Source organism: Streptomyces sp. ACA25, from assembly GCF_028200735.1.
Classification (GTDB): Bacteria; Actinomycetota; Actinomycetes; order Streptomycetales; family Streptomycetaceae; genus Streptomyces.
The window spans coordinates 123723-136754 of the sequence record NZ_JAQKPV010000011.1 but is presented as its reverse complement, the minus strand read 5'-3'; the positions used below and the strand labels follow the sequence as shown (position 1 = coordinate 136754).

The following is a 13032-nucleotide window of genomic DNA, read 5'->3' as shown; positions in this document are numbered from 1 at the left end:
CGGTTTCTCCGTGATCTCGTCAGTTGAGCGGGCCGCCGGCCACGTACAGCACCTGGCCGGAGATGAAGCCCGCGGCCTCGCCGGTGAAGAAGGCGATGGCCTCGGCGATGTCCTCGGGCCTGCCGACCCGCTGGACCGGGATACCGGACGCGGCAGCCGCCTGGAAGGCCTCGAAGTCCATGCCCACGCGGGCAGCGGTCTGGGCGGTCATCTCGGTGACGATGAAACCGGGGGCCACCGCGTTGGCGGTGATGCCGAACTTGCCGAGCTCCTTGGCCAGCGTCTTCGTGAACCCCTGGAGGCCCGCCTTGGCAGCCGCGTAGTTGGCCTGCCCGCGGTTGCCGAGCGCGGAACTGGAGGACAGGTTGACCACCCGGCCGAAGCCCGCGTCGACCATGTGCTTCTGGCAGGCACGCGACATCAGGAACGCACCGCGCAGGTGCACGTTCATGACCGTGTCCCAGTCCGCATCGCTCATCTTGAACAGCAGGTTGTCGCGCAGCACTCCCGCGTTGTTGACCAGCACGGTGGGGGCGCCGAGGCCTGTGGTGACCTGCTCGACCGCCGCGGCGACCTGCTCGCTGTCGGAGACGTCGCAGCCGACGGCGAGAGCACGTCCGCCGTCGGCGGTGATCCGGTCGACGGTGTCCTTGCAGGCCGCCTCGTCGAGGTCCAGGACGGCGACCGCGCGGCCTTCCCGTGCCAGGCGGACCGCTGCGGCCGCACCGATCCCCCGGGCTCCGCCCGTAACGATCGCGACTCGCTGCTCGGTGGTGGACATACTTGTTTCTCCTCGTCCTCGCTGAGTGAGCAACCGCTTAGTATCTTCGATGGACGTGACGCTAGAAGCCTTGCGGACCGCTGTCAACGGGTGACTGCCTCACACTCGCGGCAATGCCCCGATTCCTCCGCCCGCCGGGCCGCCGACCGCCGCACACTCACCGTACGAGCAGGTGCAGCAGCCGCTCGGCCTCGGCTCGCGGGTCGTCGGTCAGCCCGAGGTGCACCGGACCCGGCTGTACGACGGTGCTGCGGGGTGCGACGAGCCAGCGGAACCGGCGGCCGGGGTCGTCACCGGCGGCCTGGCCGGCAGCCGGGCCGCCGCGGCACAGGCACTCCGCCGCATCCAGTGCGGCCCGGACTCCGTCCAGATCCACGTGCGGGTCCAACGCCAGCAGCCTGGGCACGTCCAGATGGGTGCGGGCCGTGACGAAGGACCGGGCCCGGCAGTACACGGCCACACCGGCGTTGATGCACTCACCGCGCTCCACCCGGGGGATCACCCGCAGCAGCGCGTACTCGTACACCTGCGGAGCCGCGGACCGCCCGGCTGTCTGCGCGCTGCTCACTCGGCACCACCCCTGGGCAGCGGCAGCCCTCCGGTGAGCCAGCCGGGGGCACGGGACGGTCCGTCCTCGGTGGGCGGGCCGACGGTGATCCGGTCACGGACCCCCGCCGCCCGGGCCAGCAGCACCTCCGCGTACACCGCGCGGACGGCATGCGGCGAGGTGAAGCCCGGTTCACCGGTGAGCCACTCGTCGGGCACCTCGGCCAGCACCTCGGTCAGGAGCCGCTCCGTCACCAGGGGAGCCAGCCGGCCGGCGGCAGCCGTGACGTCCGGGCCGAAGGGGGCCAGTGCGTGGTCGGACGCGTCGTAGGGCCGCTCGGCGGCTGCGGCGGCCCCGGCCCAGCTGTGGTGCCAGACGAGAGTCGCTCCGTGGTCGATGAGCCACAGATCCCCGTGCCAGACAAGCAGGTTGGGATTCCGCCAGGACCGGTCGGCGTTCTGCACGAGCGCATCGAACCAGACCACCTCGCCCGCCTCCGCCGCGGTGACCCGGTAGGCCAGCGGATCGAAGCCGAGGGACCCGGGCAGGTAATCCATCCCCAGGTTCAGCCCGGTGCTCGCCGAAAGGAGCTGCTGCACCTCCTGATCCGGCTCTCCCCGCCCGATTGCCGGGTCGAGCTGCAGCCGCACCAGGTCGGGGACCCGCAGACCGAGCCGGCGGGCGAGAGAGCCGCTGACGACCTCGGCCACCAGGGACTTGCGGCCCTGCCCGGCCCCGGTGAACTTCATGACGTACGTACCCAGGTCGTCGCCCTCGACGAGCCCAGGCAGCGATCCGCCTTCCCGCAAGGGCGTGACATAACGCGTGGCAGCGACTTCAGGGAGCATTTTCCCAGGCTATCCGACATTCCAGCCTTGTGATCCACGGTTGACTCCCGGGGTCATCGAGAGCGATGCTGCCTGCGCTGCGCTCCGCGCGGGAGGCGCCTGAGGCTCGGGGGCGCGAGCACGCGATCGCCACGGAACAGCTGTACCGCACCCCGGACGCCGGCTTCGGTCCGCGGTCGAGGAGGCGAAGCGCATCGTGGCCCTCGGCACGACCCGGCCAGGAACGGTGACAGGCCGTGCCGGCCGCGTGTACCGTGCGCGGCCCGGGTGGGAGTGGCACCGTAGGGGTACTCCACGGCCGCACCGCACTCCCGTCACCCCACCGCACTCCCCCGGAGGAGCATGATGACCGCGTCAGCCAGGTCCCCGAAAACCGCTTCCCGTCGCACGGTCGTCGCCGCCGTGGGAGCCCTGGGCCTGGGAGGGGCCGTGGCGGCCTGCGGCAGCGATGACGCCGAGCCCCCGGAGGGCCGGATCGAGGAGGAGACGCCGGAGGGCGGCGAGGAACTGGCCGGAACCTCCGACATCCCCGAGGGCGGCGGTGTGGTCTTCGAGAACGCGAGAGTCGTGGTCACCCAGCCGGAACCCGGCGAGTTCAGGGCGTTCTCCGCCGTGTGCACACACCAGGGCTGTGTGGTCCGTGACGTCAGCGACGGCACCATCAACTGCGCCTGCCACGGCAGCCGGTTCGCCATCGGGGACGGCAGCGTGGTGAACGGACCCGCGGAGCAGCCGCTTCCGGAAGAAGCACTCACCGTGGAGGGTGACTCGCTCCGCCTCGGCTGATCTGCTGCCGCCGACCCGGCCTGCGGGTTCGCGGCGCCTGCCCCGGACGGACCGCGTTCACCCGGAGCGGCGCGCCGCCCGTGGGCGGACGGCGGCTGCGAGCGCCCCGGCGAGGTCTTCCGCGTCCGGCCCGGAGAGCGGGGAGACCGTCAGCCGCACCCCCGGCGGCGAAACGGTACGGAAGCGGGCCCCGGGGGCGACGGCCCAGCCGGCCTGCAGGAGACGGGAGACGGCCAGCGTCTCGTCCGGCACCGGAACCCACACGTTCATGCCGCTGCGCCCGTACCCCGCGAGCGAGTGCCCGGCCAGGGCCCGGATGAGGGCGGCTCGCCGCTCCCCGTAGGCGCGGGCCACCGTGCGGGGGTCGGCTGCCCCGGTGCGCGCCAGCTCGAGCACCGTTTCCTGGAGCAGGTGACTGACCCAGCCGGGGCCCAGCCGCAGCCTGCCGAGCACCCGGCCCACCGTGGTGGGGTCCGCCGTGAGAACCGCGAGACGCAAATCGGGGCCGTAAGCCTTCGCCGCGGAGCGCACGACCGCCCAGTGCTCGGTGCTGCCGGTGAGTGTGTGCAGGGGGAGATCGACGATCCCGTGCCCATGGTCGTCCTCGATCAGTACCGTCCGCGGGTGGGCAGCGAGGACCGCTCGCAGAGCCCGGGCGCGGTCCTCGGTGACCGCGGCGCCGGTCGGATTCTGCGCACGTGCCGTGACGATCAGCGCGCGGACATCCTGCCGCAGGGCGCGCCCGGTCTCCTCGGGCAGCGGTCCGTCATCGTCCAGGGGGACCGGGACCGTACGCAGGCCGAGCGCGGGCAGCAGGTCGAGCAGACTGCCCCAGCCCGGGTCCTCCACCGCCACCGCGTCACCGGGCCGCAGGTGGGCGGCGAGCACCCGTTCGATGGCGTCCAGGGAACCGGAGGTCACCGCCACCGGCCCGGCAGGCACCCCGTCCGCGTCGAACTCCGCGCGGACCCAGCGTTCGAGATCCGGGCTCACCGCCGGCTCCCCGTAGAGCGTCGGCCGGGCGGCGTACCGCTGGGCCGCCCGGGCCAGCGGGGGTCCCAGCTGCGGCAGGAGGGCGATGTCGGGATTGCCCTGGGAGACATCGCGGACGCCCTCGGGTGCCTCCACCCGGATCGCCTCCCGCGGGCTGCTGGCCGGGCGGGCACGCACCCGGCTGCCCCGGCGGCCTGCCGTCTCGATGACCCCTCGCTCGCGCAGGGTCCGATAGGCGGCGGCCACGGTGTTGGGATTGACGCCGAGCCCGGCAGCCAACTCCCGCAGCGGCGGCAGCAACTGGCCGGGCTCCAGCTCTCCCGAGCCGACCCCCTGCTCCACGCTCGCCGCAATGTCGGCTGCACGCCGCCCCGTGATCCGATAGTCTCCTAGCACAAAAACTATTATGCACTAGTTCAATGCTGCTCGCCACTCCGGTTGACGGAGTGCCGCCCCACCGTTCACAAGGAGAACGTGCCATGACCGCCGCGTCCTACCCGGAAACCGAACGCACCGTGCCCAGCCGGGGCCGCCAGCGCGCCTCCTACGACCGGGAGCTGGTCCACGCGCTGCTCGACGAGGGCTACGTGTGCCATCTCGGCTTCGTCCGGGACGGAGCTCCCGTGGTTCTGCCCACCCTTTACGCCCGGGTCGGGGAGCGGCTCTACGTCCACGGCTCCACCGGCTCCCGTCCGCTGCACGCCGCCGGACAACGGGAAGCCGGGCTGCCCGTGTGCCTCACGGTCACTCACGTCGACGGTCTGGTTCTCGCGCTCTCGGCGTTCCACCACTCCGTGAACTACCGCTCCGTGGTGGTCCACGGCCAGGCCCGCACGGTCACCGGTCCGGCCGAGCGCACCGCCGCGCTGGACGCCCTGGTCGACCATGTCGTGCCCGGCCGCTCGGCGGACTGCCGGCCGGCGAATGCCCGGGAGCTGGCCGCCACCGCGGTGCTCGCCGTCGACCTGGAGCAGGTCTCGGTCAAGGTCCGCGGCGGCGGCCCGAACGAAGAGCCGGAGGACCTGTCACTCCCGCACTGGAGCGGCGTTCTCCCGGTCTCGGTGGTCCACGGTGCCCCCGTGCCGGCCGGGCCTCCCGCGCCCGCGATTCCTGCGCCCGGCTACCTCACGGCCTACTCCAGGCCCTGAGCGCGCCTCGGTGAGCACCAGGGCCGCCACGGCCCCCAGCAGCACCGCCGTCCCCGCGACGACGGGCGTGGTGAGGTGCTCCCCGAGCAGCAGAACCGCGATGACGGCTGCCGTCACCGGCTCGATCAGAACGATCACCGAGGCGGTGGCGGCACGCACCGCGGCCAGCCCGGCGAAGTAGAGGGCATAGGCAAGGGCTGTCGGCACGGCCGCCAGGTAGACCATCAGCCAGAGCGAACGCCCCAGCTGCTCCGCCTGCGGAAGCAGGCCTTCGATCGCTGCGAGCGGGAGCAGGCACCCCGCGCACACGGCGAAGGAGGTCACCGAGGTGAGGTAGGCGTCCACCGGTGTCCCGGTGCGCCCCAGCCACCGCGTGTACAGCGTGATGGCGGAATATCCCCCGGCCGACAGCAGCGCGAGAGCGACACCGGAGACCCGCACGGTGTCCGTTCCGTGCGCACCGCCGAGGACAAGGATTGCGAGACCGCTGAGTGCCGCGCCCACCGCCAGGGTCCCGCCGCGGCCCAGCCGTTCCCCCATCCACACCCGGGCTCCGAGCGCGATCAGGACCGGTCCGGCCCCGAGGGTGACCACGGTGCCCACCGCCAGGCCGGTGTGCTGGACGGCCGCGAAGTAGGCCGTCTGGAAGACCGTCAGTCCGAGTCCCATGACCGTGACCCGGAGGACGCGCCCGCGCACCGGCTGCGGTGCCGGACGCACAGGCAGCGGACGGCGCAGCAGCCGCCAGCCGGCGAGCAGCAGGAGGAGGCCGCCCGCGGTCCTCCAGAAGGTGAGAGAGACCGGGCCGAGGCCGCTGGTGTCGAACAACAGGGCGGCCGCGGCACCCGCGGTGCCCCAGGCGACGGCCGCGACAATGACAAAGGCCAGTCCGCGGCCCACTGGCAGGGCGGAGGAAAGTGGGTGGTGCATGGATGTTCTCCCGCTGCATGGGGATCGGTCGCGTGGTCCCGTCTACGGGCAACGCCGAGCAGCGCGGTGGGCCGGAGCCCACCGCGGCAGGTGTCTCAGCAGCCCGCGCTACGCGGCCGGGGGCGGAAGGACAGTCAGCGGCATGCACGCATCGTAGGACGGGAGCAGTGCCCTTGCCAGTTCACCGTTCAGCATCCGGACCTCCCGGCCGGTGCGAGCGGAGCCGAGGCACCCAGCGAAGGCGGGGTACGCGGGGGCGCACAGGCGCCCGTGCCATAGGTCAGGCCGTGGGCAGCCAGCCCACCTTGCCCGCCAGCAGCGCGTAGCCGACGAACGCCACGATGTCGATCAGCGCGTGGGCGACGACCAGCGGCATGATCCGGCCCCACCTCCGGTAGAGCCACACGAAGACGATGCCCATGACCACATTGCCGACGAAACCGCCAATGCCCTGATAGAGGTGGTACGTGCCGCGGAGCAGTGAGCTCGCCAGCAGAGCAGCCATGGGTGTCCAGCCGGTCTGTCCCAGCCGGCGCAGCAGGTAGCCGAGCACGATGACCTCTTCCACCACGGCGTTCTGCACCGCGGAGGCGATCAGTACCGGGAGCTTCCACCAGACCTCGGGCAGGGATTCGGGGACGACCGTGAGATTGAGGCCGACCGCCTGCGCGCCGAGGTAGAGCAGCAGTCCGCTGCCTCCGATGGCTGCCGCGACTGCCGCGCCGCGGGCCAGGTCGCCGCCCGGCCGGCGCAGGTCGAAGCCGAGCGCCCGCATGCCCGGCCCCCCGTCGGAGCGCTCCCGCAGCAGCAGGTGGGCCACCAGCAGGACGGGGACGAGAGCCGTGGCGATGCCGAACAGCTGCCAGGCAAGGTCGAGCCAGGGACGGTCGGGAGCCCGCGAGGCGTTCAGTGTGGCGGCGTAGTCACTCAGCCCGCCGGGGCGGGTGAGCACACCGGTGAAGCGGATCACGGCTGCCACCGCGCTCGCGCCCAGGGAAAGTGCCAGCACCAGGAGGAGCTCCTGCTGGAACACCCGGCGCCGGCCGGGGTCGCTCAGTGGCGAGTCCGCCATGTCGTCCGGCTCGCCACGCACGCCGTCTCCCGTCCGCCGTCACTGCCCGCTCACACCGGCGCAGCAGTCTAGCGCCGGAGCGCGCGCTCAGAGCTCCGCAGGCCAGGCGTGCACCGGCAGGTCCTCCCGCGAGAGTTCGCAGTATCTCTTGACCATGGCGGCAAGCGCCGTGTCGCGGTCAGCTCCGCGGCTCAGCGCCCGGTGGAAATAGCGCGTCTGCCATTCCGCCCCGGTGACCCGGCGGCGGCAGCGTTCCTCGATGACCGAGAGGCAGCGGTCCCGGTCCACCGAGGAGACGCCCCACGCGTCGAGGCCGGAAGCGGCGAGCGGCAGGAGCTCGGAACGCACGAGTTCGGCGGCCGGAATTTCGGCGCACCCGCCGGCCGCGCCGGACCGGGGCCAGACCAGCCGGGCGCCGATGCCGTCCCGGCAGGCCGCGTCGAAGTTCTGTTCGGCACGGGCGAAGGGCAGCCGCCGCCAGACGGGATCCGGCTGTTCGGCCAGGGCGCGCACCAGGCCGTAGTAGAAGGCGGCGTTCGCCACCATGTCCGTCACGGTGGGCCCGGTGGGGAGGACGCGGTTCTCCACCCGCAGGTGCGGGACGCCGCCGGCCACCTCGTAGACGGGGCGGTTCCAGCGGTAGACGGTGCCGTTGTGGAGCATCAGCTCGGCCAGACGCGGAATCCCCCCCGATCCCAGCACCTGGGCCGGGTCCTCCTCGTCGCACAACGGGAGCAGTGCGGGAAAGTACCGGACGTTCTCCTCGAACAGGCAGTGCGCGGAGTCGGCCCAGCGCTCGCCGAACCAGGTGCGCGGACGGACTCCCTGTGCCGCCAGCTCCGGGGGCCGGGAGTCGGTGGACTGGAGGAAGAGCTGCGGCCGGGTCTCGTGCCACAGCCTGCGCCCGAAGACGAAGGGGGAGTTCGCTCCGACAGCGATCTGCGCCGCCGACACGGCCTGAGCGGCATTCCAGACGTCCGCGAATCGGTCGGGAGTGACCTGCAGGTGGAGTTGTACCGCGGTGCAGGCCGATTCGGGGGCGATGGAGGTGAAGGTGCGGTCGAGCTTCTCGGCACCGGTGATGTGCAGGGAGATGAGCTCTCCCCGGGCCGCCATGATCTGGTCGTTGAGCAGCGTGTAGCGGTCCACCGAGGACAGGTTCGCCGGTCCGAGCTCCTCGCCGGTAATGGTGGGCAGGACACCGACCAGCACGGTTTGGGCGCCGAATTCGCCCGCCGTCCTGTCGGCATATCCGAGAGCTATTCGCATCTCTTCGGCGAGGTCGTCGAACACCCGGCCCGACAGTTTGCGCGGGGCCATATTCAGCTCAAGGGTGAACTTGCCCAGTTCGGTCTGGAAATCCTTGGACGCCATGCGCGAGAGGACCGCTTCGTTCACCATTGTCGGGGCGCCATGGGCGTCGGCAAGGCTGAGCTCGAGCTCGACACCGATGAGGTCCCGGGGCCGATCGAACCTTCGCTCCTCGATCAGATTCCGCAACACTTCCAGGCATGTCTGGAGCCGGGCACGGTATCGAGGCCGGTCAGCCAGATCGAAGCCGTCGGCCGAGACGTCTGCTCCCATCGCACACCCTCCTCAGCTTCGCACGGTGGTTCGATCATGCCCAGGGCGGGCGCCACGTAACACGCGCCGGGTGTGAGCCACGACTCCCGGAAACGCATATTCCCGTGGAATAATTCTCCTGCTGATCGATTGCCGCCCAGGAGAAGAGGTCACACATGCGGCCGATTCTCCCCTTGCTGTAACCTCCCGGGTCGGCTAGCGGAAACACTGTACGAACACGTGTCGTATAAGCTCCGTCAGCATCGTGTCTCCCCAAGAGAGGCGCACCATCATGCCTTTGCACATTCCCTCAGCGCCGGCCCCGGTCGAGCGCAGCGTCCGGACGGCTCTGCGTTCCACTGCTGCCCGTCCACCGCACCCGCTGCATCATCACCGCGCAGCGCTGCGCCCGGTGATGCCCCTTCCGCTTCACCTGCTGTCACCGGGCGGCGATACCGCGGGAGCTCCGCGTACCCGGCTGGCCGGGTGGCGATACCTCCTGGAGCTGAACAGCCGCGCCGTCGGTGCCGCCGAGACCATGCTCACCGCCGACGGCTGGGCGTTCTCCCACTTTTCCGAAGGGCCGTTCACCGCTTCCACGCGGGAGGCACTCGGGCAGGCAGACTCCCTTCCTGCCGACTACCAGCCACGGCTGCTGTCGGTACCGGAGCTCTACATGCTCACGCTCTGGCTGCACGCGGACACCGGCGCTGATCCGCAGGAGGGGAGCCCCGCTGCCCCGGACCTGCTGGTGCCGCTGGCCCCCGCACCGCCAGGCATCCCGCCAGGTCTGCCGCTGGAGGTCGGCAGGCTGATGGACCTGCTCTCGAGCAGACGGGCACCGGCCGGGCTGACCGGCTGACGGCCCGCCCGTCATGAGGCCGGGGCCGGTGGCGCGGCTGCGCCACCGGCCCCGGCCTCATGACGGGCGCCAACCGGTCAGCTGTCGTACTCGTCCACGGGCGGACAGGAGCAGACCAGGTTCCGGTCTCCATGGGCCCCGTCGATCCGCCGGACCGGCGGCCAGTACTTCTCGTCGGGTGTGCTGGTGCCTGGGTAGACCGCCTCCTGCCGCGAATAGGCATGACTCCATTCGCCGGTCAGCTGCGCCGCCGTGTGCGGAGCGTTCCGGAGCGGGTGGTCGTCAGCCGGCCACTCCCCCGCCCCGACGCGGTCGATCTCGCCACGGATGGCGATCATGGCCTCGCAGAATCGGTCGAGCTCCGCCAGGTTCTCACTCTCGGTCGGCTCGATCATCAGCGTCCCCGCGACCGGGAAGGACATGGTCGGCGCGTGGAAGCCGTAGTCGATCAGACGCTTGGCCACGTCATCGATGCTCACTCCGGTCGCCTTGCTCAGTGGCCGCACATCGATGATGCACTCGTGGGCGACGAGCCCGCCGGGGCCGGTGTAGAGGACGGGAAAGTGCGGCTCGAGGCGCTTGGCCAGGTAGTTGGCGCCGAGCACCGCCACCTGGGTGGCCCGGCGCAGCCCGGTGGCACCCATCAGCCGGAGGTAGGCCCAGGAGATGGGCAGAATACCGGCCGAACCCCAGGGCGCGGCGGAGACCGGACCGATTCCGGTGGCCGGGCCGGCGGCCGGCTGCAGCGGGTGGTTCGGCAGGTACGGCGCGAGGTGGGCGCGCACGCCGACCGGGCCGACTCCGGGGCCGCCCCCACCGTGCGGGATGCAAAAGGTCTTGTGCAGGTTGAGGTGCGAGACGTCCGCACCGAACTCACCCGGCCGGGCGAGTCCGACCAGGGCGTTGAGGTTCGCTCCGTCCACGTAGACCTGTCCGCCCGCCTCATGCACGGCGGCACAGATGTCGCGGATGTCCTCCTCGAAGACGCCATGGGTGGAGGGGTAGGTGACCATCAGGACGGCGAGTTCGTCACCGTACCGCTCGATCTTGGCGCGCAGGTCTGCGGCGTCGACATCGCCGTCCCCGCCGGTCTTGACGACCACCACCTTCATACCCGCCATGACGGCGCTGGCCGCGTTGGTGCCGTGCGCGGAGGACGGAATGAGGCAGACAGTCCGCCGGGAGTCCCCGTTCGCCCGGTGGTAGGCCCGCACCGCGAGGAGCCCGGCGAGCTCCCCCTGGGAACCGGCATTGGGCTGGAGGGACACCTTGTCGTAGCCGGTTACCTCGGCGAGCCGCTCCTCGAGCTCCCTGATCAGCGTGAGGTAGCCCTCGGCCTGATCTGCGGGAGCAAAGGGGTGAAGGCCCGCGAATTCCGGCCAGGTCACCGGCTCCATCTCCGCGGTCGCGTTCAGCTTCATCGTGCAGGAACCCAGCGGGATCATCCCCCGGTCCAGCGCGTAGTCCCGGTCCGCCAGGGTCCGCAGATAGCGGAGCATCGCGGTCTCGGAGCGGTAGCGGTGGAAGACCGGATGGGTCAGGTACGCGTCAGTGCGCAGCAGCCGGCCGGGCAGCACATCCGGAACCCGCTCGTCGAGTGCGTCGATACCGGGGAGGGCTCCGTCGACCCCGAAGGCCGACCACACCGCGGCGAGCTGCTCCCGCCCGGTGGTCTCGTCACAGGCGATGCCCACCAGGTCCTCGTCCGTCAGCCGCAGGTTGACACCCCGGGCGCGGGCAGCCGCCACGATCTCGGCGGCCCGGCCCGGCACCCGGGCGGTCACGGTGTCGAAGAACGTGTCGTGGACGATCTCCACGTCTCCGGCCCTGAGACCTCCAGCAAGGAGGGACGCGTAACGATGCGCTCGGCGGGCGATCCCCGCGAGCCCTTCCGGCCCGTGATGGACGGCGTACATCCCGGCCATCACCGCGAGCAGGACCTGCGCCGTGCAGATGTTGCTGGTGGCCTTCTCCCTGCGGATGTGCTGCTCACGGGTCTGCAGGGCGAGGCGGTATGCCTGTCTGCCGTCGGCGTCGTGTGAGACTCCGACAAGCCGCCCCGGGAGGCTCCGGGCATAGGCGTCCCGGACGGCCATGAAGCCGGCGTGGGGGCCGCCGAAGCCCATCGGCACGCCGAAGCGCTGGCTCGAGCCGACCGCGATGTCGGCACCCAGCTCCCCCGGGGACTTCAGGAGGGTGAGGGCGAGCAGATCGGCGGCGACGGTGACCACCGCGCCCAGCTCGTGAGCCTGCCCGATCACCGGGGCGGGATCACGCACCGCTCCGGAGGCGCCGGGGTACTGCAGCAGGACGCCGAAAACTCCCCGCTCGGCCACAGCCGCGGGGATGCCTTCGCTGAGATCGGCGACGACGACCTCGACTCCGGTGGGCTCAGCCCGGGTCTTGATGACGGCCACGGTCTGCGGAAGGCAGTCGGCGTCGATCAGGAAGACCCCCTTCCGGACCTTGCCGACACGCCGGGAGAGCGCCATGGCCTCGGCCGCGGCGGTGCCCTCGTCGAGGAGGGAGGCCCCCGAGACCGGCAGGCCGGACAGCTCGGCCACCACGGTCTGGAAGTTGAGCAGCGCTTCGAGGCGGCCCTGCGAGATCTCCGGCTGGTACGGGGTGTAGGCGGTGTACCAGGCCGGGTTCTCCATGACGTTGCGCAGGATCACCGGAGGCGTGAAGGTGCCGTGGTACCCCAGGCCGATCATGGAATGCAAGGGCTGATTGCGGTCGGCCAAGGCCCGGAGTTCCGCGAGGACCTCGGCTTCGCTGCGGGCGTCCGGCAGTCGCAGTGCGGTGGTGCTCCTGATCACCTCGGGAACGGCTGCGGCGGTCAGCTCGTCCAGCGAGCCGAACCCGACGTGGGCGAGCATCTTCGCCTGGTCCCCCTCATCGGGCCCGATGTGACGGGACGCGAACGGGGTGCCGCGCTCGAGGGCGGCGAGCGGAATGCGGGGAGCGTTCATGGTGCGGAGGCCTCCTGGTCGCTGCGACCTGCGGGCACCGCGGTCCGGATGCCCGAGCAGCCTCCCCCTCTGTCATGTCGACCTGAGAGCTTCACCGCACCCCTGGGCGGGATGCGGCTTTCACCGTCGGTGAGAGGAGCCGGGACAGTAGGACTGTCCTGTCCCTCTGCTTTCCAGAGTGGCTTCGCCCGCGCGGTACGGGTGCCTGAGAGATTCCGGGGAGGAGTTGCTCCTTCGGCGCCGCCGGCCGGGCCGGCGGACTCTCCCGCACGAGGTCGTCAACCACTTCCGAGCCTACCAGCGCCGTCTTCGCCTTCGGCCGGGCACGGGGCTCGACTGGCCGGTAGGGGAAAAGTGTCCTTGGGTAGGACCTGAGGTGTGCGCGCACGTCCCGGGGCTGTTCCCTGTCGTACGTGCGCGGCGCTCCGGACACCGGCGCAGGAGCCGGTGTCCTCCGCGTCCCCTTCCCACCGGGCCGGTGCCGCCAGCGCCGGACGCCCCGGGGTGACGCGGCCCTGGAAGGGCTTACG

The 13032-nt window shown here is 71.4% G+C and carries 10 protein-coding genes, 1 pseudogene and 1 riboswitch; of the genes and pseudogenes, 3 read left to right on the top strand and 8 right to left on the bottom strand.

All coding sequences use genetic code 11. The features are described 5' to 3' along the window. Positions 1-19 precede the first annotated feature (19 nt). The 3 genes from fabG to PJ985_RS17675 form a co-directional block, all read right to left on the bottom strand. On the bottom strand, positions 20-781 hold the full coding sequence (gene fabG / locus PJ985_RS17685) for a 3-oxoacyl-ACP reductase FabG (RefSeq protein ID WP_271684771.1): 762 nt from the start codon (positions 779-781) through the stop codon (positions 20-22). Positions 782-938: 157 nt separating this feature from the next. Further along, positions 939-1349, bottom strand: coding sequence for a DUF3037 domain-containing protein (locus tag PJ985_RS17680; RefSeq protein WP_271684770.1), 411 nt, complete (start codon positions 1347-1349; stop codon positions 939-941). After that, positions 1346-2176, bottom strand: a complete 831-nt coding sequence (locus PJ985_RS17675; protein WP_271684769.1) for a HipA family kinase — start codon at positions 2174-2176, stop codon at positions 1346-1348. Before PJ985_RS17675 ends, PJ985_RS17680 begins: the two co-directional genes overlap by 4 nt. Before the next feature lie 345 nt (positions 2177-2521). Here PJ985_RS17675 and PJ985_RS17665 point away from each other — a divergent pair, with 345 nt between their 5' ends. Further along, positions 2522-2962, top strand: a complete 441-nt coding sequence (locus PJ985_RS17665; RefSeq protein ID WP_271684828.1) for a Rieske (2Fe-2S) protein — start codon at positions 2522-2524, stop codon at positions 2960-2962. A gap of 57 nt (positions 2963-3019) precedes the next feature. Here the strand turns inward: PJ985_RS17665 and PJ985_RS17660 are convergent, their stop codons facing one another. Beyond that, entirely contained in the window at positions 3020-4351 is a 1332-nt protein-coding gene (locus PJ985_RS17660) for an aminotransferase class I/II-fold pyridoxal phosphate-dependent enzyme (protein WP_271684768.1), read from the bottom strand. 83 nt (positions 4352-4434) lie between these two features. Here PJ985_RS17660 and PJ985_RS17655 point away from each other — a divergent pair, with 83 nt between their 5' ends. Then, positions 4435-5103 carry a pyridoxamine 5'-phosphate oxidase family protein gene (locus PJ985_RS17655; protein ID WP_333909870.1) on the top strand — a complete coding sequence of 223 codons (669 nt, stop codon included), beginning with the start codon at positions 4435-4437 and terminating at the stop codon, positions 5101-5103. On the opposite strand, the pseudogene PJ985_RS17650 reads toward PJ985_RS17655, so the two are convergent. The 3 genes and pseudogenes from PJ985_RS17650 to PJ985_RS17640 form a co-directional block, all read right to left on the bottom strand. Further along, a pseudogene (locus PJ985_RS17650) lies at positions 5080-6033 on the bottom strand (DMT family transporter); the annotation flags it as partial. The gene PJ985_RS17655 and the pseudogene PJ985_RS17650 sit on opposite strands and share 24 nt — an antisense overlap. Positions 6034-6313: 280 nt before the next feature. Next, positions 6314-7105: a CPBP family intramembrane glutamic endopeptidase gene (locus PJ985_RS17645; RefSeq protein WP_271684827.1), complete on the bottom strand. Its 792-nt coding sequence runs from the start codon at positions 7103-7105 to the stop codon at positions 6314-6316. Positions 7106-7192: 87 nt separating this feature from the next. After that, a complete protein-coding gene (locus PJ985_RS17640; RefSeq protein ID WP_271684766.1) occupies positions 7193-8689 on the bottom strand; it encodes a glutamate-cysteine ligase family protein in 1497 nt (498 codons plus the stop codon). A 271-nt stretch (positions 8690-8960) separates the two neighbouring features. Here PJ985_RS17640 and PJ985_RS17635 point away from each other — a divergent pair, with 271 nt between their 5' ends. Then, positions 8961-9530, top strand: a complete 570-nt coding sequence (locus PJ985_RS17635) for a hypothetical protein (RefSeq protein ID WP_271684765.1) — start codon at positions 8961-8963, stop codon at positions 9528-9530. Positions 9531-9607: 77 nt separating this feature from the next. On the opposite strand, the gene gcvP is transcribed toward PJ985_RS17635, so the two are convergent. Further along, entirely contained in the window at positions 9608-12502 is a 2895-nt protein-coding gene (gene gcvP, locus PJ985_RS17630) for an aminomethyl-transferring glycine dehydrogenase (RefSeq protein WP_271684764.1), read from the bottom strand. A gap of 183 nt (positions 12503-12685) precedes the next feature. Then, a riboswitch (glycine riboswitch) is annotated at positions 12686-12780 on the bottom strand. Positions 12781-13032 lie beyond the last annotated feature (252 nt).